Below are 23,391 nucleotides of genomic sequence, written 5' to 3' on the forward strand. Positions count from 1 at the left end.
CCTTGTGTTTGAATACATAGAGGGTTTATAATACCAAGAGAATTCATAGTCATTGCGACTATATGTCTCCGGATGACTTTGAAAGGCCCTATGAAAAAGCTCGAGGGGCTGATTCCCTTTTTAGTAAGTTAAAATGAGGAAAGCTATCTTAATATATTTTGTACTAAATCTTGGAATGGGAGCACTACATATTTAGTATAGAACCAAAATCAACTGAAAAATAGTAAAATATTAAATATTATAGTATACTAAAATTAATTTAAATATGGTAGAGGTGCGGCAAAAATGCAAGTGAAGAAAAAACTTTGTGAAGCAGGTAAAAAGTTGAATAAAGAATGTGTACAATTTAATAGTTACAATGAGGATTTGATTCAATATAGTAACTATAATTATGTACTTGTCTTAGATGGCTCAACTGGTTTAGGTAATAAGTGCGTACCTGATGATGGAAGATACAGTACGATGGCACAATGGTTTGTAAGTAGATTCGCCAAGCTGATTGACGAGAATATCGATAGTATTATTCCAACTGAAGATTTGATAAAAGAATGTATACGAACAATTAGAAAAGAATACGATGCTATGGTGACGATAGATTCATCGCTGTCACTAGAAGAACAAAGACTTTTACAGCCATCGGCTTCGATTGCTTTAATTCGAAAAATCGACAATGAAATAGAAGTATTTTCATTGGGAGATCTTACTATTTTAATTAAGACTTGTGATGGTGAGATACGTGAGTTTGGAAAATGTAATGTAGAGGCTCTTGATGAATTAGTAGTAAGTGTATTGAGAGAAGAGCATCAGAAACAGAATATACATATAGATGAGATTATGAAACAAGAAAAGATTCAAAGTCTTTTATTAGCTAACCGCAGATTAAAAAATAGCAACAAACCGGAAGGGTATTGGATTTTAGGGTTGGATGAAGAAGCTGTTAATTATGCAGATATAAAACGATACAACGATGCAGTGTGTTCTCAGAAAGATAGGGATAGCAGAGGTGAATTTATAGATTCTATGATAGTCTGTAGTGATGGTTTTGCCGATTATTATAAAAAATATAAATTAGCAGATGGAATAGATTCTTTTTGGAATGAGGTTGAACACAAAAGTTTACTAAAAATGTACCAGAAACTGCGAAAGGTTGAAGAGATAGACGAACATTGTGATCAGTATCCAAGATTTAAAAAATCAGATGATGCTACAATAGCGCTAGTTCATTTCAAAAATAAAATTCGATTATATGATAAAGAAGAGAAAAAAACGAAGACAAATGTGCTTCTACACAGAGGAATAGGTAGATTACAAAGTGTATATATGTATATGGGAATCACTAAGTCAGCTGTTGTAACAATAACTACTGCGATTGCAGTTATGATATATAACATACTAAATATGACGGTAGACGATGCAAGTAGCGATAATTATGGAATTATTAATATCTTAAGTTTTGTAGGGATTGTGATGTCGTCCTTGTTCACGATAGTTTCCATATATATGCAATATAGAAGAAATGCAAAAGGAACAAAAATAATTAGTCGTACAGATTTGAAAACAAGTTTTCAGGAAAAGCTCTGTCCTAGCGAGATAGAGGAGAGAGATGGCTTCAAGATTGAAAAGTTTTATAATGGATATAGTCATGAATATTATATGGATAGTGAGTTATTTAATGATATACTGTGTGAAGGAAGCAGAATTCAATTTATACATATAAAGCGTAAGTATGAATTACCAGATGATGTTAAACAATTAGTGCCTGTAATCATGGAGGGGGCTTTTCGAAATTCCAGTTTGATTTTTAATGGAAAATTACTCCGGCAGGCGAGTCATATTAATTCAAATGATAAAAGAGTAATATTGCAACCAGCTAAATATTTTACTGGACAATGTAGCCATGAGATCGTATATAAGGATTTTATTTTACCTGGTGACATTGGAGTTAGCTTTACAGGACAGCATCTACTAAGTAATGAGGAGAATAAAATCTTAGACATGGATTATAGTCCTTCAGCGAATTTTTTAGGCGCATCCACCATTGTATTGACAAAAGATATGCGTCTTATTATCGGAAAGCAAGCGGATTATTCGAAAGCCAATAAGGGTCGATTTGCACCATCAGGTTCCGGGTCTGTAGATTATACGGACATAAAAAAAGCATGCAACTATTATAATAAAAAGGAAGAAAAGTTAAGCTTTAATGAGATTCTTCAATATGCAATGGAAAGGGAGTTCTGCGAAGAATGTAATTACCAATTGAATAGCTCAAAGAAAAAGATGAGTACATTGATTATCGGATATGCAAGATTATTGGAAAGAGGCGGAAAACCTGATTACTTTGGGATAAGTTATTTAGATGAAGAAATTAGCGTTCTTCAAAATGATATTAGAAAATCTGAATATGGCCTAGTTGGACGAATGTTAACGATTCATGTTAAAACTTATGATGATATTCCAGATAAGCTTGAAGAATTCTGTAATCACTATATTCCAGAACGTCGTATTTCTATACAGTTATATTTGCTCACCAAGTACTTAAGACAGATGAAGCAGGAAAAAAAGTTAGACCAAGCAATTAAAGTTTTAAAATCAGAAGTTGACAATAGTGTTAAGGAAGGTTGATAAATAGTATCCTTATAGTTGGCAACAGTATTTAGCAGAGACGATACAAACTCCCTTTGTATGAATAAGTATGATTTGAGTGGCAAAGTTCAAGGATTTCACAAAACTGAAATTGGCAATCATGGCATATGGAACGCTGCAAAGTTGGTTGACGGTTATATTGTGCAACTTGGCATTCTCAATAGGTGGTGCAAGCTATATATATAGATATACTTTTACAGAAAATGGAATAATTATAAGTCAAGAAAAAACAGGAGAGGTTGTTGCTTTTCGAAGATAATCTTATAAATTCCTGTAAGTTAATTCTAGGACAGCTCTAGGCCAGCACTGCATATATATCCCCAAACTATTTAATAGAGCTGAGATAATAGAATCTAAGTAAAGGGTGAAAGGCCTGTATCCAAACTGAGATGCAGCAAATCCAACTTTGGAGGTGTTAGCAAAATCTTTGGGATATAAGCTGTTACGGGAAAACAGTTTTTATAGCTTTTTAGGAACTGTATTATAGATAAAAGATACACTGGCATTATCCTTTAATTATTGAGTGAAAGCTTTATTTGGTCAAATGAAAAACTAAATTCTAGTTTGCTTCCAGCTGACTACGTATTTTCGATTTTGAGCAACATTTTATAATTAACCCTATATAAAAACGTCCTAAAAAGTGCTATAATTCGTTTTGTAAAGTCTGTTTGTTTGCATAGCAAACAGACAGCTGGAGCAGTTTGAGAAAAAATAAATTCCACCTATCATATCTGAAAATTATGAGATTTTGACTTGCTGGTGGTTACCTATCTGCTCTCTAATTGTTAGTGTTAATTAGTTTTAATGAATCTACAGGAGATTGTGATCAGTTAATAAGTCTTGTAATTCAAAGTAGCCTTGTATATATTCGTCACGCTCTTGTTTCAGTTCAATGATTTCCATTTGTTGAGAACAAATGGTATCTAGAGAATCTTCATATAACTGAGCTAATTGTTGATAGGTTGGTCTAATCATTGATATCACCTACCTTTCTGATAACACTGCATTTTTCAATTAATACCGGTTTTAACATGACTTCGTCTGGGGAGACTTTTTTCAGTCCTGTTAAAAGCGGTATTTTTTATCTAAAAGCAGATCGGCTAGATCAAAAGGTGTAGCGCCATTTAAGCTATCTCTAGCAGTAGAATTGATATGACTAGTCATTCGGTTGATATCATCCTGAGTGTACTTATACATGCTTCTTCCTTTTGGAATAACATAGCGTATGTATTCGTGGTTTTTTTCTAAGCGTCCTTTTTGATTAGAAACATAAGGATCACAGTAGAAAACATACGTCCGGAGTCTACCATCATCTGTTTTTTCAATATCCCATGGATTCTTAAATTCTGAGCCGGTGTCGGTTAAAAGCACATTGAAATATTTGCGAAAATTACGAATTCCAATGGTATCCATTAGAGTGTTAATAGCACTAATAACACTCTTTTGAGTACAACTAGGAAGAAGAATTACAAGCATAAAGCTACAGCTTCTAAATAGTAAGGTTAGAAGACATTTACCAGCTGAACGGCCGCCTTTTACGGTATCCATTTCGACTACAGAGGCATCAGGGTGTGCTTTCATGAAATGCTCAAAATCAATATAAGTACGCTTGTTACGATATACTTGTTGTATGTTCTTATTGACACGGAGAGAAGAGACTTTTTTTCTTTTCTTGTAACGAACACGTCTTGGTAAATCGATATTTCTTGCTTGAAAGATTCGTTGATCAAGATAATTATAAAGGGTTCTTCTACATACAGGTATTTCATCAGCATGTACAGCAAAGATATGGCTAAGGGGCTGCCCTTTCAGAATCAGTGGTGACACTAATTCATTTAATTCCACTAGTTCTTCAGGTGTTATATTAATTCCTGAACGTGATGTAGATAATAGCTTTTCATAGGAAGAATGAGCCTTTGTAGCAACATAGCTGTATTTTTGAAGAATGCAGGTGTTAAACCGGGTACATGAATTGCAAACATATGGAGGTTTTGCTGAGCAATCACATGTCCAAGGTTTGTGGTACAGACAGTAGAAGGCAGGTTCTGTTGTGTAACACTTCCTACAGGTATATCTGCATTTGGCATTGCCACATACATGTTGTTCTGTGCATTCATCATAATTCATACAACCTCTGCAGTTTGAACGAGAACGATTTGGTTTGGATGCAATCCTATTCCTTTGAATTTCTTTTGATATTGTTGAGGGATCTTTGCCAAGAGTGGAAGCAATCGAACGAAAGGAGCTTCCTTGGTATAATTCCTGTTCAATATATGTTCTATCAGATAAGGTTAAATGTTTTTGATTATGTATTGCATTTTTACTTTTATTCATGATGGTTCCTTCCTGACAGATAGATAACCATGTAATATCATAACAAAAACTATGTGCATGAGTAAATTCTATATTTAATAAAAAATGGGGGTGCGGACGAAATCCTGAACTTGAATGAGTCAAAGGAGGAATGAGATGTACTCATATGAAGATCGCATCCGTGCAGTAAAGTTTTATATTAATTGTGGTTACAACGCAGCCTATACCGTTCGTAAGTTAGGTTATCCTGATGTAACCAACCTTAAGCATTGGTACAGAGAGTATTCTGAACATAATGATCTCCATACCGGAAAGAAAAAATATAGCAAATATTCAGATGATGAAAAACGAGATGCTGTAGATTATTACTTTGAAAACAATCAGAACTCATTGAAAACAGTCAAAGATCTAGGTTATCCAAGCCGGCCACTACTTCTTAGTTGGGTTGATGAATTGTATCCTGAAGATGAGAAACGTCATTGCAAACAATCCAAACCTCATGTAAGATGTTCTCAAGAAGAAAAAGTACAGGCAGTTATGGAGTCGTGTAAAGGTACACTGAAAATATCTCAAATAGCTGAGATATATAATGTTACACCCTCCGCAGTTTCTACATGGCGAAAAGAACTGCTTGGAGACAGGAGAGAAATTAGCATGTCTAATCCATCTGAAACTGATAAAGATATAGATGAATTAATCCGTAAAAAAACTGAACTTGAAGCCAAAGTAAAGCGCCTCGAACAAGATGTATATAAACTTCAACTAGAACGTGACGTTTTAGAAAAAGCCGGTGACATTCTAAAAAAAGAAAAGGGCATCAATCTTGATGAACTCACCAATCGGGAAAAGGTATTCTTGATTGATGCCCTACGCTGTAAATACAAGCTTAAAGAACTCTTGCCGATTCTGAAACTCTCAAAAAGTAGTTACTGCTATCAAGTTAATAGTATTCGCACTTTCGACAAGTACCAAGAACTCAGAGGTATTATAAAGGAATTGTTCGATACTAATAAATGCAGATACGGATATCGCCGCATTCATTGTTTGTTGCAAAACAGAGGCATTATTGTTTCTGAAAAAGTGGTGCGTCGTATTATGAAAGAAGATCAACTCCTAGTTAAATGCACAAAGAAACGCAAATACAATTCGTATAAAGGCGAAATCAGTCCAGAAATTGATAACATAATAAATCGTGATTTCTCTGCTAAAGCACCAAACCAAAAGTGGTTGACTGATATAACAGAGTTTCATATTCCAGCAGGTAAAGTGTATTTATCACCTATAATTGATTGCTTTGATGGTCTTGCTGTGTCTTGGACCATTGGTACTTCACCCAACGCAGAGCTTACAAACACAATGCTGAACAACGCGATTTCTTCCTTGCAGAAAGACGAAAAACCGGTTATTCATTCTGATCGTGGCTGTCATTATCGCTGGCCAGAATGGATAAAAATCATTACTGAAGCAGACCTAACAAGATCAATGTCAAAGAAAGGGTGTTCCCCTGACAATTCAGCTTGCGAAGGTTTTTTCGGGCGACTTAAAAATGAAATGTTTTATAATCGAAAATGGAAACATGTATCTATAGATTCTTTTATTAAAGAACTTGATTCCTATCTCCGTTGGTATAATGAAGATAGAATTAAAATATCTTTGGGTGGGATGAGCCCACTTCAATATAGACGTAGTCTAGGAATAGCAGCTTAGTCCAAGAAAACGTCCGCACCCCCAACGGGGGTGCAAGGTGGAATTTAAAATTTCACTTTACGGAAAGCTTTATTTTTTGTCATTGCACCATTTGGAAACACCAGGTATAATAAGTAAGAATATGGTATATGAGACACTTTAATATAAGAGGAGAAGTATGAAAAAAGGAGTTGTAATTCTTATCTTTCTAATGATAGCATTATCAGGTTGCAGACAGAATGAAAAAAATCTTCATGAGCATAAAGAGCAATTAGACGTGCAACAAGAAACTCTACCAGTAGGTGAACAGGATGTTAAAGGTTCACAATCAGTATTGAACCTTGACTCTTATGCAGCGTTTATTGGTATGTCAAAACAAGAGGTATTAGCTCAGCTGGGGGATCATTATGATTTACGGCCGATGGGGATTTCGAATCTAGATCAAGGATATTATTTTGATGACATAAAAACAGCATTCTTTTTCAATGGAGACCAGCGACTACAGTACATCGAACATCAAGGAGAAGCAGAATTTCTACATAAGGAAAAATGCAGTGATTTTAGCTCTATTAAAGAAGTATATGGGGAAGCAGAAGTTGATTCATATGAAATTGTAGATGATGGGTATGCAGATGATGGAATGGTTCGAGAGTACTTCTGTGGGAGTGACAATTACTACGAGATTTCATATATCGAGTCGGAATATCTAGTTTCCTTTGTATCAAAAGAGGAGACAGGGAAAGATTATACAATATACATATATAGGCCGGTTGGGTTCCTCACCCCAAATGAGATTAAGGAATTATTGGACTATGATTCGAGCCAAATTCAAAATCGATTTGGTATGGATTGTATTCTTAGCAGACAAACGGACGAATTGTTTCCATATTGGAACTATTATAGAGCGATCGGACTTTACTTTGGACAAAACTGTGATGGTGTGGAGGAAAATAGATTCATACAGTTTGCGCCATGGATTGAGTTTTCTTTAGTTCATGCAGGATTAAATTTTGAAGAAGTAAAACAAGAACTTGGAGATAGCTTGATTATGAAAGAAAACAGATACATGATGGGTTGTGTAGTCTATACCATGGAATTTCGGGAAGAGGATTTCTTTCTATCATTTGAATCGAATGATATCCTAGGAAATGATTCAAAGATGCAGATTGCTAAAACAAAGAAAGGCTATCGAGATCAGATTCGAGAGGATTTTCGGTGGAACTTTTATGAGGATAAAGTAGGATTTGAGTATAAAGGAGAGGAGTATATCCTTAATTTAGATGACCCAGAGGAGATTTTACCCCTCTATGATAGTAGTGCGTATGAGCGTTTTCAGATACCAGAGGATGCTTTGGGAGCAGGAATTTATTATGGTGGCTGGGAGGGAAGAATCGAAAGTTTTTATGTAGCCTTCGATAGTGATGAGGATATGAATTTATATGTTAGAAGATATGGTGATACTAGCGATAAAAATTATCCTTCTGAAACATATAGTATAGAACAGATATTACTAGAAAATCAAGCCGAGTCCTATTCAAAATATGAAATCGAGCATAATGAGGTCAGAGATGAAATTTTATTAGGTAATGTAACTGAGGAACAGAAGAAAATTATTAGTGACATCAATGATACGATACAAAAACACCAGTTATATCTATGTTTTAGTTTAGATAGTTATAATTATCATGATATGTTGTGGCCAAAAGTTTTAAAAAAGGAAATCGTTTATGATTTTAACCTAGATGGGAAGTTAGAAGTACTACGGATTAGCTATAAATTTGGAACGCAGGAAAAGAGCGCAGAGTCAGTATCTAAGGATACCGTTATAGAAATAGCCTTGGGGAATAAAAAAGTAATGTTTAAACTGGAGGAATATGAAACCTTAGAGATCGGAATCTGTGATGTTGATTTGGCGGATGGCTTTATAGATATCTATACAACGGAATATGCATATTGTTATGGGAGTTCGTTGCTATTTCGCTTAAATGGAGAAAGTTTGGAGGAAGCTTTAGACTTGGGTTATGATGAAATTGTAGGAGTATCCGGAGATGGGAAGATTTATGTTTGGAACGGCTGTTATCGAACCCCATATCTCGAAGAAACCTATGAAGACTTAACACTATGGTACATTGATTATAAGACAGGTATGAGTGTTTCAAGCAATCATATGATTGAAAAGCCATATCGTGCGACTTATGGAGATATTTTATTCCGCGATTTTGAGTATGTTCCAAAGGGAGAACCTACAGAAGTGACTATGGTGTTAGAAGGTGCTATTTATGAACCAGAAGATGGTGAATTACTCACAGTAATCGATAAGGATGATTCGAGTCAGACAATTAAAGTACGTACCCAGGACGGGCAAGAAGGATGGATCGGTGGTCATCATATGGTATGGAATTAAAAGGAATAGTCAGTTAGCTCTCCTTTTGACTGATACCGAGAACCGTCTCCTAAATAAATGGAATCATGAACATAATAACATTTGAATTCCAATCTCTTAATATATTAAAACTAGCGGAGGTGGCATTTTGAGCATTGGTCTTTTTATTGCAGCTGATATTTATTTGGATGAAATAAGAATCCTCCCCAAATAAATACAACAACAGTCAACGTCAAAGATTTGCAGCCAATCCACATCAAGCAAATAGTTGAATCAAATCCATGGGATAATAAGTCAATCATAAATACTTTTGGAAGTGATACACCAATTCATCGTTGTTTAAGAATAACTTTATAAAGTGTAGTTTTCATTATCACCTCATTATAAACCATGAATTGGCTGGTTCTATCCATGGTAGTATCGTTAGTGCTACAGATGGCAGCTCCTGTCCTGCCAATTAACCAGATAACTGCATATGCAGCTGAAAAGAAGACAGTAAAATTAAATGTAACGAAAAAGATGCTTACTGTTGGAAAAACGCTTCAGCTGAAAGTAACGGGAACTACGAAAAAGATTACCTGGTCAAGTAGCAAGAAGTCAGTTGCAACTGTATCAAAGAGTGGTAAAGTCACTGCGAAAGCGGCGGGTACTGCCACCATCACAGCAAAAGTAGATAATAAAAAGTATACTTGTAAAGTAACCGTTAAAGTTCCTACGAATAAGTATGTTACAAATGCTCCATTTGAAGCACAGGAAATCTCATTTGGCAAGTATTCAGGAGTTCTTCCAAAAGCTTTTAAAGCTACGAAGACTACAATGTATGGTATTGAACTTTATATAATCCATCCTTCTGATGCAGATTTGTCAAATGGTTCTTCGAATATAACAATGATAACCTCTGAAAGCGGAGCAACACAGGATCAGTTTGATACATACAAAGTAGCAATTAAAGAGCAGGTGACAGAAGAAATGCTTTGTGAACAGATTTCCACTTCTCTCGGGGTTGAGGTTTCTATAGAAGACTTCACCACTAAGACGGTAAAGAAAGGTACCTACAGTTTTGAAACAATTAGTTATTCTGTTGTCTATGATAATGCAATTATTCTCAATCAGACCATGTACTATCTCTTTGCGGATGGTTATACAACGGAAATCACCATGACCGATAATTTAAGTGATACGAATCCATCAGTGTACGATGTTACCGACTATCTAATTAGTTCCTTAAATTTTAAGAAGTAATACTTGTGCTAGCAGAAAATATTGAAATCAGAAAATATTGAAATCAGAAAATATATAAGTTCATTACCTATTTTGTTCACTAGACTTAACAGATGAGTAAGCATTACAAACACCATAATTCTTGTCTGAAAGATTTCTAATTAAACCTAGATTATTTTTACAATAAATTTCTCTAAAATGATATGGAAGCCGTATCATAAGTAAGGATTTACTGCAATTTGAAATATGTAACTAGAAAGTGAGTCAAACATTTAGAATGGAGCTAATATATCGGATACTATGGTATATTAGCTTTTTTATGTATAGAAGAGGATTAAGTGTATCCAATGAATGGAAATTAATTATTATTGAATCACATCGTTATGGAAAGTTTATGCCTATAGAATTGAGGACTTTGGAACCACCTTAGCACTTTAGACTAAGTCCTAATGGATTTGTTTATAGAATGGCTAATACTCGAATCAGGCTAACACAACACTTAAAGAATGACAGGTGAGTTTGTTTATATAAATTTTATAAAAGTGTAACTTTATTTTATATCCTACGAATAATTATTAAGTTCCAGAAAAGTACAAAAAACAATAAAACGTTATAAGAATGAGGAATAGCATATGGTTTTTAGTAGTATCACTTTTTTATTTTATTTCTTACCGGCATTAATCATAATTTATTATTTAGCGCCAAAAAAGTTAAAAAATTTGGTTATGATCATTGCTAGTTTTGTATTCTATGCATGGGGAGAAATTCGGTTTATTCCAATCATGTTATTGCTATCGATCGAAGATTTTATTTGTGCAAAGTTAATGGAAAAGCATCGTAACAATAAAAATCGACGTCGAATTTATATGTTAATTTCTGTGTGTAGTAATTTAGGTGTATTAATATTCTTTAAATATACGAACTTTCTATTAGGTAATCTATTCGGAGTGTTTGGGATGGATTCTCCCTTTGTAGAGATCATCCTTCCAATCGGAGTATCTTTTAACTCCTTCCAGTCCATCTCCTATGCGATTGATGTATATAGAGGAACGACAAGCTGTGAAAAAAAATACTACAATTACCTTGCCTATACTACCTTGTTCCCTCAGATTATAGCAGGACCGATTGTTCGTTATGTGACAGTAGAAAATGACTTAGATGATCATATACTTTCTCAGGATAGTTTTTCAATGGGGATGCGTCGTTTTATCATAGGTCTTGGGAAGAAAGTATTAATCGCTAATAATGTAGGGTTATTATGGAGCCAGATAGCCAGTGGTGGTGCGGGAGATCCTTCTGTATTATTATATTGGATTGGTATTTTAGCGTATACGTTTCAGATATATTTTGATTTTTCCGGTTATTCTGATATGGCAATTGGTCTTGCTAGAATATTCGGACTTAGTTTTGATGAAAACTTCAATTACCCTTATATTTCAAAAAGTATCACTGAATTTTGGCGTCGTTGGCATATAACACTTGGTTCCTGGTTTCGTGATTATGTATACATTCCTCTTGGTGGCAATCGATGCTCGAAGTTAAAGCATCTTAGAAATTTATTCATTGTATGGGCTTTGACAGGATTTTGGCACGGTGCATCCTGGAATTTTATCTTTTGGGGGTTATACTTTGCAATTATCTTAATTGCGGAAAAGTATTTCTTGTTAAAGGTACTTGATAGAATTCCTTCTTTCTTTCGGCATGTATATACCATTTTTCTGGTTATGATCAGCTGGGCAATCTTTTACTTTGAAGATTTAAATCAACTTAAGAATTACCTAATGGGCATGTTCGGGGGTCAGGGGATACCATTGATTAATTACGAAGCTCTCTATTATTTGTTAAGTTATGGAGTCATCTTTGTACTTGCAGCATATTTTTCGACTCCACATTTGAAGAAAGTGATTCAATATACGGAAAAAACAACAAAGAAATTTGTTTTTGTCTGTGCTACTTTCGCATATGTTTTTGTGTTTATCGGTTGTGTTGCATATCTTGTTGACAGCACTTATAATCCGTTTCTATATTTTAGATTCTAAGGAGGTTGTATATGAAAATAACATATAACAAAATATTTTTCTATTGTTTTGCCTTGTTGTGGTCAGTACTAATCCTATGTAATCTCGTTACTCCAGAGAAAACTTTTTCTGAAAATGAAAATCGTTTATTAGCAAAATTACCGAGCATTACAAATGAAAAGCTAATCAATGGTGAGTATATGAATGAGCTAGACGAATACATCAATGATCAGTTTGTTTTTAGAGATAATTGGATTTATCTAAAAACCATGGCAGAGAGAGCTATGCTTAAGCCGGATATTAATTCTGTATATTTTGCAAAAGATAACTATTTGATTGAAAAACATGATAAGAGTGATGTTGAGAAAGAACAAGCACAAAGAAACAAGGAACGCTTAACAGAGTTTGTTAAGAAATATGTAGAGAAACTCGGTGAGGACCGAGTAAATGTTATGTTGGTACCTACAGCATCGATGGTTTTGAAAGATAAATTACCACCTTTTGCTACTGGGTATGATCAAGACGCCTACATTAAGGAAGTGATAAAAGATCTACCACAAGGGACCTTTATTGATGTAAGAAATAGCTTGCTTCAACATAAAGAGGAGTATATTTATTATCGTACCGATCATCACTGGACTGCACTAGGTGCATTTTATGCATATGAGCAGTGGGCAGCAGATGCTGGATTTACCCCACTTAGCCAAGAGCAATTTAACATTACTTTAGCATCAGATCAGTTTTTGGGTACTTTACATTCCAGAGTGAATGTCAAGGTAAAGCCAGATAACATTTACTTATATGAACTAAAAGAAGATAGGAATTATCAATTACTTTATAATTTAACGGATCAAAAGGATACTTTATATGATCTAAGTAAATTAGAGGGAAAAGATAAATATTCTGTCTATATGGGCGGAAATAATGCATTGGTACAAGTTAAAACAAATAATAAGAATGGAAGAAGACTTTTGGTGATTAAAGATTCTTATGCTCATTCCTTTGTCCCTTTCGCAGTTAACCATTATGAAGAGACCTATATGATTGATTTTCGTTATTATAATGCGGGAGTGGAAGCATTTGTAGAAGAGAATGGGATTACAGATGTACTAGTGCTATATAATACAATGAATTTTGTGAAGGATAAGAATACAGCAAATTTTCTGAGATAATTAAATTAAGAAGCATTACGCTTTTATTGAGTGTAATGCTTTTTAATTCATGACAAGGAAAAGTTTGCGAAGCGTGCTTCTGGGATGCAGCAAATTCGACTTCGGAGATGTTAGCTAAATCTTTGGGATATAAGTTGTTACGGGAAAACATTGTTTATAAATTTTCATATTAATTTAAAGCCTTTTTTCAAAAAATGAATAAAGCGTTTGGAAGGAGCCAATATATCTAGATTTATTAGATATATTGGCTCTTGTATCATTTTCAATTTATTGGAAATATGCTATAATTAAGGTAAGAGATTTTAGGCATAGTCCAATTGAGGTAAAAATGCTGGATGCTAGTTTTATGAACGATTTTATCTATCAATCTCACAAGGTGATGAAAGGATATGTCCCAATGGATACATTACCAACGTCTTATGGGAAAGACGAGGATTGTGAGACTTTAGAGATAACGCTTACTGAAATATCAAGTAAAGTGACCTTAGAGCTTTATTATACGGTTTATGAAAACACCAACATTATTACAAGAAGAGTAGTTCTTAAAAATGAGGATGAGAAAGACATTACACTTCGAAGAATCATGAGTATGATGGTAGACATTCCTAATCGGAATTATAAGCTGGTAACCTTTGATGGAGGCTGGAGTAAGGAAGCACACCGTACAATTACAGGATTTTATCAAACACAGGCGAAGGCTAGTGAAAGCTATGATTACCTTAGAATCTTGGGCCTTAAAAAGACAAAGTCTATGTTATTACCACAAAAGAACAACGTCTGTTTGTGAAACGAGTTGGAGGCTTAGTAAAGCATATTTTGCCAATCGAATTAGACCCAAATGGGTTCATACTTCGAACGGTGAATAAACTTTTTAGTCTTAAGGATTGTGTTGAGCACTATGAGGGATACGGTGATTTATTTGAAACAGGAATTCTATTAAATAATCAATTTATGGGAAGTTATTATTATACTCAGACGAGGCTTCTTGGGGATTTTGGATCAAATTTATATGTGGTAAAGGAAAATAAGGTGAAAGAAATTTAGAGTAAATAAAATAATATAATTGCATTTAAAATATTGAGAGTTGCTTTTAAATTAGCATATAGGAGAATGGTAGTAGGCAAGTTGATGATAAAAAGCTATATATCCTAAAATTGGAGGGTTACATATGAAAGAAAGCAAAAACAAGAACCACATTACCTTTGGACTTGGAACCATTGGAAGAGATATGGTGTATTCCATGGTAAGTATGTATTTGATTTTTTATCTAACCGATATTATTAATGTTTCAACAAAAACCTTGTGGTGGATAACCGTTATTGTATTATGTGCCAGAATATTTGATGCATTAAATGATCCAGTGATGGGTGTTATTGTTGACAATACGAATACAAGATTTGGTAAGTTTAAACCTTGGATAGCGTTTGGAGCTATTTTATCTGGTATTTTTACAGTATTAATCTTCACTGATTTTCAGCTAAGTGGTGCACCTTATATTATTGTTTTTGGGATTATTTATTTGTTATGGGGAATGAGTTTTACTGCCAACGATATCTCTTACTGGTCCTTGCTTCCTTCTCTAAGTGTTGATCAAAAGGAGCGAGAAAAAATTGGTGCAATTGCAAGAATTTGTGCCAATGTTGGCTTGTTTTTTGTGGTTGCAGGAATTGTGCCAATTACAACGGCTCTGGGAGAAAAACTTAACAGTATGCAAAAAGGATATTTTGTATTTGCAATTATTGTTGTAGTTATTATGTGGCTTGGGCAAAGTATTACGTTATTCGGAGTAAAAGAAAATCGAAGTATTCCTGGTGGGGAAGAACACACGACCTTAAAAGGAATGGTAAAGGCAATCTTTAAGAACGATCAACTGTTATTTACAGCCATTGCTATGGCATTATTTATGATTGGTTATATGACGACAACTGGATTTGGTTTGTACTTCTTTAAATACGCGTACGGAGATGAGGGAATGTACACGATATTTGCCATGATTTTAGGAGTATCTCAGATTGCAGCACTTGTTATATTTCCTGTTATTAGCAAGCATTTTGAGAGAAAACAGATGTACCAATTTGCTACGATATTAGTTGTTGTTGGCTATGTAGTGTTCTTCTTTGCACCAACGAGTTCTATGTTCTTTATTGGTATTGCAGGTATATTACTATTTGTCGGGCAAGCATTTATCCAGCTGCTTATGTTAATGTTTCTTGCAGATTCGGTAGAATATGGGCATTGGAAGTTTGGAAAGAGAAATGATAGTGTGACATTTTCAATTCAACCATTCATCAATAAATTTGGAGGGGCAATTGCCAGTGGTATTGTAAGTGCTATTGTTATTATTTCAGGAATTAAAGAAGCAGAAACGGCAGCAGACGTGACAAAAGAAGGGCTCTTTCTTATGAAAATAGCAATGCTTGTCTTTCCACTCATCTGTATTCTTGCTGGATATATTGTCTATCATTTTAAATATAAGATAGATAAGAAACTGTATGATAAAATTATCTCTGATTTAGAGACTAGGGGTGACAGTCATGAATGAGTTAAGCTTACATAGTAAAATAAAAGAGGTATATGCAAATCCAATTGGACGAGACATATTAAAACGATTGCTACTTCAAATGAATAAAAAGGAAAGTTTGCTAACGAATCAGGTGGTTTCGAATTTAAAACTTAAAACTCTTGCGCGTCTCACAAAAAAGGTACTGGGAGAAGAATTTTTTGAAGTTTTTCTAGAGCTTTTAAATACGGAGAAGGATTTACCATTGGAGAATGCTGCACCAATCCAAAAAAAGTGGTGGAAGGAAGCAGTATTTTATCAAATCTATCCGATAAGTTTTATGGATAGTAATGGCGATGGGAAGGGAGATTTAAAGGGGATTTTATCTAAGCTTGATTATCTAAAAGACTTGGGAGTAGATGCGATTTGGCTCTCTCCAATTTATGAATCGCCCTACGATGACAATGGATATGATATTAGCAATTATTATGAAATCCTACATACCTTTGGGACGATGGAGGAGTTCGATGCTTTACTAGCCGGGATTCATGAGAGAGGAATGCGCCTTATCATGGATTTGGTAGTGAATCATACCTCAGATGAACATCCATGGTTTCAAGATGCAATCCATAACAAGGAATCAAAGTATAAGGATTATTATCTCTTTAAAAAATCAGGGGATGGAAAAGAACCAAATAACTGGACCTCATTTTTTAGTGGTCCTGCCTGGAATTATTATGATTCCTTAGACGAATGGGGGTTGCATCTCTTTTCTAAAAAGCAGATGGACTTGAATTGGGATAATGAAAATGTGCGTAAAGATATTGGAACAATGGTTCGGTGGTGGATGGAGAAGGGAATCGATGGTTTCCGTCTGGATGTTATTAACTATATATCAAAAAAGCCTTTGCTTCCAATGGGAAATGAGCAAATAGGTCAGCTGATGGGGTACTATGGGATTGAACATTATTTTTATGGACCAAATCTTCATCAATACCTGAGGGAATTAAAAGAAACCGCATTTGCTCCCTATGATGGATTTTCCGTAGGAGAGACACCAGGAGTTGGTATGGAAATGAGTAAGTTATTAACCGCAGACTACCGAAAAGAGCTTGATATGGTATTTTCTTTTGACCATTTAGAAACACCAGGTCATGTACGCTTTGATGACTATGAATATGATTTAAATTACTTAAAAAAATATTTCGTAGAATGGATGACTGGGTATGGTTCCCATTGTTGGATGTCTCTATTTTATGAAAACCATGATAATCCAAGAATGATATCAAAGGTGAATAAAAAGATTGAATACCGTGTGGTGTTAGGCAAATTATTAGCAACCATTCAATTTACTCTACGAGGCACTCCATTTATCTTTCAAGGCCAGGAAATTGGTGCGGTGAATAAGAATTTTCACTCAATTGAAGATATCCGTGATATTGAAAGTATCAATCTTTATGAAGAACTGATAGAAACGAAGTCTAAGGGGGAAGCGTTTGCTAAGGTACTTGCTGGTTCACGAGATCATGCAAGAACACCAATGCAGTGGAATGCTTCAGAACATGGTGGATTTACTACGGGAACTCCATGGATTTTAAATGATGAGGATTATAAGGACTGTAATGTAGAACAGCAGTTAAAGGATAACTCCTCTGTGCTTCATTTTTATAAGGATTTAATAGCACTCAGGAAGTATAACATTGCACTCATATATGGTGAGATTGATTTTGTAGATGTGAAAAAAAAGAACCTATTTTGCTATTATCGTAGGTTTGAGGAAGAATGCTTTTATATTGAGTGCAACTTAAGCGAAGGAACGAACAAGAGATTCCATAAAATTAATGGATATCAGCTATTATTATCCAATAATAATGGAGTTAGTGAAGTTCTTAGGCCTTATGAGTGTGCTATTTATAAAGTGGGGTGACTATAAAGGTACGCATTCTTTTTATAAATAGACAATTGGAAGTAAAATGGAATTTTTTGTTTCCTAATCCTGTGCATAAATGTGATTTTGTTTCATTTTCTTTTATATTTTATAAATTATCATTGTAATAAAATACATAATATGGTATTCTAAAAGTGTAGATTTTGTTAAATATTTATCAAAATTTAAACGATTTAAGGAGGACTATATGAAAAGAATACTTGTATTACTTATGTGTCTTGTATTAGCTATGGGGGTAATGACAGCTTGTGGAAAAAAAGACGAAAATGATGCTAAGACTAATGTGGACACAGGAACAAAAGGTGGAGTTAAAACAGGTTTAGCAGTAATTACATCAGCTGAATCATCAAAGGATGCTGGTGATGCCGACGGACTTGCTCAAGCAGATTCTACTGCAGCAGCGGTTATTGTTGATGAAAATGGTGTAATCATTGATTGTGTAATTGATGTTGTACAAACAAAAATCAAGTTTTCAAAAACTGGTGAAATTACAACTGATCCTGCAGCAGAGTTTGTTTCTAAACACGAACTTGGCGACGCATACAAAATGAGAGAAGCTTCACCGATTGGGAAAGAATGGAATGAACAAGCAACAGCTCTTTCAGAATACATAATCGGAAAAACTTTAGATGAAGTAAAAGGTATTGCCATCGATGAAAAAGGTACTGCAACTTCTGCAGACTTAACAAGTTCCGTAACTATGAAAGTTGGTAGCATGTTAGAAGCAGTTGAAAAAGCTGTTACTAATGCTGTTCCTTTAGGAGCTTCTGCAGGTGATAAATTAGGGTTAGGAATTATATCCAAACTTGGAAAAAGTACTAAGAACGCTGGTGATGGAGATGGTGTAGCTCAAGCTTACACACATTATGGCGTTGTTACATTAGGTTCTGATGGAAAAATTACTAGCAGTATCATCGATGCTTCACAAGCAAATATTAATTTCTCTATAGAAGGAAAGATAACTTCTGATAAAGCAGCTACATTCCAAACTAAAAATGAGTTAGGTGATGGCTATAATATGAAAGGTGCATCTCCTATCGGCAAAGAATGGTTTGAGCAATCAAAAGCATTCGCAGATTACATTGTTGGTAAAACAGTTGGTGAAGTAACAGGCATTGCTCTTAACGATTCTGGTGCTCCAACTTCTACAGATCTTACAAGTTCTGTTACAGTTTCAATTGGTGATTTCCTAACTGTAATTGAAAAAGCTTGCACTACTGCAAAATAATCAACTTAAAAAATATAAGAGGTAGGGAACCTACCTCTTATATTTTTCTTGTACCTGGTGGGCGCATGACCTTACATTTATTTACCTTTCAAAGGAGTTAACCAATTTGGTGAAAAAGCGAGTTATATTATTATTACTATTTACAATACTTATCACTACAACTTCATGTAGTGCAAAAGAACAGAATAGATATAGTGCCCAATTTCTAGAACTATTTAACACTGTAACTGAAATAGTTGGTTATTCTGATTCCAAGGAAGATTTTTCGGTTTTCTCACAACTTATTTATGATAATTTAGAAGAATATCACCAACTATATGACAAATACAATGAATATGAAGGAATTCATAATATAAAAACAATTAATGATAATGCAGGAATAAAGCCTGTAAAAGTAGATCAACGAATTATTGATTTATTACTTTATTCTAAAAACATTTATGAATTATCGGATGGAAGAGTGAATATTGCCATGGGTTCCGTGCTAGAAATTTGGCATGATTACAGAGAAGAAGGGATAAATAATCCTGAAAGTGCTAAGTTACCTCCTATGGAACAATTAGAAGAGGCTAACTTACATACGGATATTGATAAACTAATTATTGATGAAATGGATTCTACTGTTTATCTTTCAGATAAATATATGAAGCTTGATGTTGGGGCTATTGCAAAAGGATATGCGACAGAACAAGTATGTAAGATAGCGGAGGATAATGGATATAAGAATTTTTTAATCAGTGTTGGTGGAAATGTACGTGCTATTGGAAAGAAAGGTCCCAAAAAGGAACTTTGGAGTGTTGGAATACAAAATCCAGATAGATATTCAGAGCAAAAAAGCCTTTTTACATTGGAAATAACTGATTTATCTTTAGTAGCCAGCGGTGATTACGAACGATATTATACGGTAGATGGGAAAAGATATCACCATATCATTAATCCTACAACACTAATGCCATCCGAATACTTTACCTCTGTATCGGTAATCTGCAAAGATTCAGGTTTAGCAGATGCATTATCAACAACTATATTCAATATGTCTTTTGAAGAAGGAAAGGCATTCATCGAGAGTTTAGATGATGTTGAAGCTTTATGGGTATTTCAAGATGGGAAATTAATATATACAGAAAATTTTGAAGATCTTTTAAAAAAATAGTGGTCTGCCATTTTGAGGTCGAGAAAATGTTCTGTAAAGAACACTTATCATATAAAGGTTACTTAACGCTATATTGTAAAGTATAAGCTTGGAAAGAGCATTAAATAATGATGGGAGAAAGATAGATAGGATCATATAATCGACATTCGGAGATTTTTTGTGCTTTAGGTGTTCCTATGAAGAAAGGAGTAAATGCAGTTGTAGAGAATGGTACAAAATTAATTACTAGCAATGCATTCGCCTCTGTATCTTTGAAGCATATTCAGATACCGGAAGGACTTGTAATTATTGAAGACCTTGCATTTCGTGCTTCGACATTAGTTGAAATTGTATTGCCAAAAAGCTTTCGTCAATTAGAAAGTGAAGATAGTACAAGAAGAAGGATGTTAGCAGTATAAGCAACTGAAAATTCTTATTACATCTTGTATACAGTGTTAGGGGATCTTCACATGAAGTCCCCTAGCATCTTTTTTCATTCATTGTTTATCTATGAAAAGATGACAAAGCATCTTGTTGATTATGCTGTTGTATACGATAGTGTTCGTTAAGCTTCTGATAGTTGTCACTAACTATGAAGAGTTTTGATAAAATCTAAAAATCATTTCAATTTATTTATATCACAGATAATTATGCGTGCAAAAATACATTAGGGAACATAATATCATTAGGATTTTGGTACCTTTACTTTTCAGGATAATCATTATTATTTATTATGGGAGTGATTTTAATAGATAAAAGATTTAAAATGAATTTTTAAGAAAGGAAAGCGGAGCAGACATTTTTGTTATTAATGAGTGAACATTCATTGTTAATAAACTTGCAGAAAAGTCCTCTACAACGAAAGTATGAATTTAGAAACAATAATGGAACAACTAGAAGCCTTAGGAACACCACAAACAAAAAAGACATTAGGCAGACATGGTATACGTGAACCATTCTTTGGCGTACGAATAGGCGATATGAAAAAATTAGTTAAGTTTGTTAAAAACAATGATAATCTAAGTAAAGAATTATATAGTACTGGTAACTATGATGCCATGTACCTTGCAGGACTATCAATTAATCCGAGTAATATCACGAAAGAGGAACTACAACAATGGCTAGAGCAGGCCTATTGTGATGCTATATCAGAATATATTGTAGCAGGGGTAGCTGCTGAAAGTAAATTTGCTCTTGAACTTGCAAGAGAATGGATAAAATCAGAGCAAGAAAGGGTTTCGGCATGTGGTTGGAGCACATATAGTAATTATATTTCTATCACGGATGATAGCATCCTTGATATCGAGGAGATCAGTGAACTTTTAGATACAATAGAGATATGTATTCATAAGGAAAGAAATAGAGTGAAATACGCTATGAATGGATTTGTTATAAGCGTAGGAGCGTATGTTGTTGATTTAAATGAGAAAGCGCTAGAGGTTGCAAAGCGCATAGGAAAAGTAGATGTCTACATGGGGGATACCTGTTGTAAAGTACCACTTGCTACGGATTATGTGGAGAAGATAATTAATATGGGGCGAATTGGTAAAAAAAGAAAACGATGCATCTGCTAAGATGTTTATACTACATTAAAAAATGATAAGTAACATATCATATTTGCTATAGATTTTGTTGAGTTAATTACTTTAATATCATCGTAAATAATGATGTTTTACTGCAATTGGGAAAGCAAAAAGAGGGATTAATGTCCTGTAGGCTGTGTCAAAATAGAGAGAGTTATTAGTGGAAGCTAGTAGCTCTTTTTATTTTTAGGAAAGAATCAGAAAAATTGGGGAAGGTGTTGAATTTGTGCGTGAAATGGTAGATATGGAAAATTGGATTAGTTGAGCAAGTATGAGTAAGTATGAATAAGTATGAGAAAGTATGAGCAAATATGAATAAGTATGAGCAAGTATAAGTAAATAAGTTCAGAAGTGAGGTATCAATCAAGGGATTATTGGTGTATATGGGTAAAAATAAACGTAAAAAAGTGGGTATATTATATTGACAACATAACTAACTAGTGTTACTATATACTGGTACTAAGTAATACTTAATACTAGTATTACTAGATAGTGGAGGTAGCTTATTTGGAAAATATCACAGAAATGTTAAAAGGTGTACTAGAAGGCTGTGTTCTTGAAATTATCAGTCATGAGGAGATATATGGTTATGAGATTACGAAAAGGCTGAATGTACTTGGGTTTTCTGATGTGGTAGATGGGACTGTTTATACCATACTAATTCGACTTGAGAAAAACAAATTGGTTGAAATCACAAAAAAGAAATCAGAGATGGGACCACCACGAAAGTTTTATACGTTAAATGACGCAGGGCGCGAAGAATTGAAGAAGTTCTGGAAAAAATGGGAGTTTGTTTCTGAAAAATTAAACCAATTGAAGGAGAGGTAAATAAATGCTTGATAATTTTATAAAATTAATAATTGGTGACTTAGAAGAGAAGCGCGAATATAAACAAATGATGAAGAAAGTGGATGCACTGCCAAAAGATTATCACTATGCATTTAAAAAAATCCAAAAGTATATGTATACTGTTGGTGGACCTGGCGGTAACATGACAATATTTACGGATATGACCATGTTTACGGATTTAGTAGATTTATTCGAAACAAGCGCGGCAGATGGAAGACAGGTTATTGATGTCATTGGAAGTGATGTAGATAAGTTTTGCGATGAATTTATGAGTGCCTATCTTACTAATTCTTTAACATCACGAGAAAAATTAAATAGAGAGATTATGGAAAAATTTAATCAGGAGGGACGATCATAATGATAAAGCTTATTCAAAAAATGATTGGTGACAAAAAAGAGTACAAAGAGCAGCTGGCTAGGGTAGAGGCATTACCAGAAGATTATAAGTTCGTATTTGAAAAAATACAGGGATACATGTGGAGTTTTGCCGGGGGAGATGGTTCTGAAATGTTAAAAACTCAGCAGGAATTAATAGAGTTATTTGAAATAAGTGCAGCAGATGGCAAGCATGTTCTTGAAGTGACAGGTGAAGATGTTGCTGGTTTTTGTGACGAGTTTATACGTGATACGAAAAAGTGGACCGATAATTATCGTGAAAAATTAAACCGCAATATGTTGAATAAATATAGAACAAATAATGATTAATAGAAATGTA

The 23,391-nt window shown here is 34.2% G+C and carries 18 protein-coding genes and 1 pseudogene; 17 read left to right on the forward strand and 2 right to left on the reverse strand.

Annotation, left to right across the window (positions count from 1 at the left end; genetic code table 11):
- Positions 1–285: 285 nt before the first annotated feature.
- Entirely contained in the window at positions 286–2,622 is a 2,337-nt protein-coding gene (locus CC92_RS0115990; RefSeq protein WP_029501633.1) for a protein phosphatase 2C domain-containing protein, read from the forward strand.
- Between the two features lie 831 nt (positions 2,623–3,453).
- Here the strand turns inward: CC92_RS0115990 and CC92_RS22630 are convergent.
- Entirely contained in the window at positions 3,454–3,618 is a 165-nt protein-coding gene (locus CC92_RS22630; protein ID WP_155998589.1) for a hypothetical protein, read from the reverse strand.
- Positions 3,611–4,977, reverse strand: a pseudogene (locus tag CC92_RS22260) (IS30 family transposase). Before CC92_RS22260 ends, CC92_RS22630 begins: the two are co-directional and overlap by 8 nt.
- Positions 4,978–5,112: 135 nt before the next feature.
- Between CC92_RS22260 and CC92_RS0116010 the strand changes: the two are divergent.
- The 16 genes from CC92_RS0116010 to CC92_RS0116085 all read left to right on the forward strand — a co-directional run bounded on the left by CC92_RS0116010 (position 5,113) and on the right by CC92_RS0116085 (position 23,381).
- Positions 5,113–6,663 (forward strand): IS3 family transposase, encoded by a 1,551-nt coding sequence (locus CC92_RS0116010; RefSeq protein ID WP_029501631.1) that lies wholly within the window; start codon positions 5,113–5,115, stop codon positions 6,661–6,663.
- Positions 6,664–6,820: 157 nt separating this feature from the next.
- Positions 6,821–9,046, forward strand: coding sequence for a hypothetical protein (locus tag CC92_RS0116015; protein WP_029501630.1), 2,226 nt, complete (start codon positions 6,821–6,823; stop codon positions 9,044–9,046).
- 390 nt (positions 9,047–9,436) lie between these two features.
- A complete protein-coding gene (locus tag CC92_RS21140; protein WP_081842006.1) occupies positions 9,437–10,267 on the forward strand; it encodes an Ig-like domain-containing protein in 831 nt (276 codons plus the stop codon).
- A 611-nt stretch (positions 10,268–10,878) separates the two neighbouring features.
- The gene (locus CC92_RS0116025; RefSeq protein WP_029501629.1) at positions 10,879–12,285 is read left to right on the forward strand and encodes an MBOAT family O-acyltransferase; all 1,407 of its coding nucleotides are present in this window, start codon (positions 10,879–10,881) and stop codon (positions 12,283–12,285) included.
- An 11-nt stretch (positions 12,286–12,296) separates the two neighbouring features.
- Positions 12,297–13,436, forward strand: a complete 1,140-nt coding sequence (locus CC92_RS0116030; RefSeq protein WP_051650587.1) for a DHHW family protein — start codon at positions 12,297–12,299, stop codon at positions 13,434–13,436.
- Positions 13,437–13,680: 244 nt separating this feature from the next.
- Positions 13,681–14,223, forward strand: coding sequence for a glycoside hydrolase family 36 N-terminal domain-containing protein (locus tag CC92_RS0116035; RefSeq protein WP_162175534.1), 543 nt, complete (start codon positions 13,681–13,683; stop codon positions 14,221–14,223).
- Complete coding sequence (locus CC92_RS0116040) at positions 14,220–14,480, forward strand: hypothetical protein (RefSeq protein ID WP_155998587.1); 261 nt, start codon at positions 14,220–14,222, stop codon at positions 14,478–14,480. The genes CC92_RS0116035 and CC92_RS0116040 overlap by 4 nt, the downstream gene beginning before the upstream one ends.
- A gap of 124 nt (positions 14,481–14,604) precedes the next feature.
- Positions 14,605–15,978 carry a glycoside-pentoside-hexuronide (GPH):cation symporter gene (locus CC92_RS0116045; protein ID WP_029501625.1) on the forward strand — a complete coding sequence of 458 codons (1,374 nt, stop codon included), beginning with the start codon at positions 14,605–14,607 and terminating at the stop codon, positions 15,976–15,978.
- Complete coding sequence (locus CC92_RS0116050; protein WP_051650586.1) at positions 15,971–17,863, forward strand: alpha-glucosidase; 1,893 nt, start codon at positions 15,971–15,973, stop codon at positions 17,861–17,863. Before CC92_RS0116045 ends, CC92_RS0116050 begins: the two co-directional genes overlap by 8 nt.
- 208 nt (positions 17,864–18,071) lie before the next feature.
- The gene (locus CC92_RS0116055) at positions 18,072–19,112 is read left to right on the forward strand and encodes a hypothetical protein (RefSeq protein ID WP_029501623.1); all 1,041 of its coding nucleotides are present in this window, start codon (positions 18,072–18,074) and stop codon (positions 19,110–19,112) included.
- A gap of 109 nt (positions 19,113–19,221) precedes the next feature.
- On the forward strand, positions 19,222–20,265 hold the full coding sequence (locus CC92_RS0116060) for an FAD:protein FMN transferase (RefSeq protein ID WP_155998658.1): 1,044 nt from the start codon (positions 19,222–19,224) through the stop codon (positions 20,263–20,265).
- Positions 20,266–20,441: 176 nt separating this feature from the next.
- Entirely contained in the window at positions 20,442–20,663 is a 222-nt protein-coding gene (locus CC92_RS0116065; protein ID WP_029501621.1) for a leucine-rich repeat protein, read from the forward strand.
- Between the two features lie 465 nt (positions 20,664–21,128).
- Positions 21,129–21,818: a DNA alkylation repair protein gene (locus CC92_RS0116070; RefSeq protein WP_197035808.1), complete on the forward strand. Its 690-nt coding sequence runs from the start codon at positions 21,129–21,131 to the stop codon at positions 21,816–21,818.
- Positions 21,819–22,334: 516 nt separating this feature from the next.
- The gene (locus CC92_RS0116075) at positions 22,335–22,655 is read left to right on the forward strand and encodes a PadR family transcriptional regulator (protein ID WP_029501619.1); all 321 of its coding nucleotides are present in this window, start codon (positions 22,335–22,337) and stop codon (positions 22,653–22,655) included.
- 4 nt (positions 22,656–22,659) lie between these two features.
- The gene (locus CC92_RS0116080) at positions 22,660–23,034 is read left to right on the forward strand and encodes a DUF1048 domain-containing protein (protein ID WP_029501618.1); all 375 of its coding nucleotides are present in this window, start codon (positions 22,660–22,662) and stop codon (positions 23,032–23,034) included.
- Positions 23,034–23,381, forward strand: a complete 348-nt coding sequence (locus CC92_RS0116085) for a DUF1048 domain-containing protein (protein ID WP_029501617.1) — start codon at positions 23,034–23,036, stop codon at positions 23,379–23,381. The genes CC92_RS0116080 and CC92_RS0116085 overlap by 1 nt, the downstream gene beginning before the upstream one ends.
- The last annotated feature ends 10 nt before the right edge of the window (positions 23,382–23,391 follow it).

It is taken from the genome of Lachnoclostridium phytofermentans (assembly GCF_000733755.1).
GTDB classification, from domain to species: domain Bacteria; phylum Bacillota; class Clostridia; order Lachnospirales; family Lachnospiraceae; genus Lachnoclostridium; species Lachnoclostridium phytofermentans_A.

Excerpts from the sequence above, each read along its gene's own strand:
- CC92_RS0116025 (WP_029501629.1), top strand. The coding sequence starts at position 10,879 with ATGGTTTTTAGTAGTATCACTTTTTTATTTTATTTCTTACCGGCATTA.
- CC92_RS0116065 (WP_029501621.1), top strand. The coding sequence starts at position 20,442 with ATGAAGAAAGGAGTAAATGCAGTTGTAGAGAATGGTACAAAATTAATT.
- CC92_RS0116010 (WP_029501631.1), top strand. The coding sequence starts at position 5,113 with ATGTACTCATATGAAGATCGCATCCGTGCAGTAAAGTTTTATATTAAT.
- CC92_RS0116015 (WP_029501630.1), top strand. The coding sequence starts at position 6,821 with ATGAAAAAAGGAGTTGTAATTCTTATCTTTCTAATGATAGCATTATCA.
- CC92_RS21140 (WP_081842006.1), top strand. The coding sequence starts at position 9,437 with ATGGTAGTATCGTTAGTGCTACAGATGGCAGCTCCTGTCCTGCCAATT.
- CC92_RS0116080 (WP_029501618.1), top strand. The coding sequence starts at position 22,660 with ATGCTTGATAATTTTATAAAATTAATAATTGGTGACTTAGAAGAGAAG.
- CC92_RS0116030 (WP_051650587.1), top strand. The coding sequence starts at position 12,297 with ATGAAAATAACATATAACAAAATATTTTTCTATTGTTTTGCCTTGTTG.
- CC92_RS0116070 (WP_197035808.1), top strand. The coding sequence starts at position 21,129 with ATGGAACAACTAGAAGCCTTAGGAACACCACAAACAAAAAAGACATTA.
- CC92_RS0116045 (WP_029501625.1), top strand. The coding sequence starts at position 14,605 with ATGAAAGAAAGCAAAAACAAGAACCACATTACCTTTGGACTTGGAACC.
- CC92_RS0116055 (WP_029501623.1), top strand. The coding sequence starts at position 18,072 with ATGAAAAGAATACTTGTATTACTTATGTGTCTTGTATTAGCTATGGGG.
- CC92_RS0116085 (WP_029501617.1), top strand. The coding sequence starts at position 23,034 with ATGATAAAGCTTATTCAAAAAATGATTGGTGACAAAAAAGAGTACAAA.
- CC92_RS0115990 (WP_029501633.1), top strand. The coding sequence starts at position 286 with ATGCAAGTGAAGAAAAAACTTTGTGAAGCAGGTAAAAAGTTGAATAAA.
- CC92_RS0116050 (WP_051650586.1), top strand. The coding sequence starts at position 15,971 with ATGAATGAGTTAAGCTTACATAGTAAAATAAAAGAGGTATATGCAAAT.
- CC92_RS22630 (WP_155998589.1), bottom strand. The coding sequence starts at position 3,618 with ATGATTAGACCAACCTATCAACAATTAGCTCAGTTATATGAAGATTCT.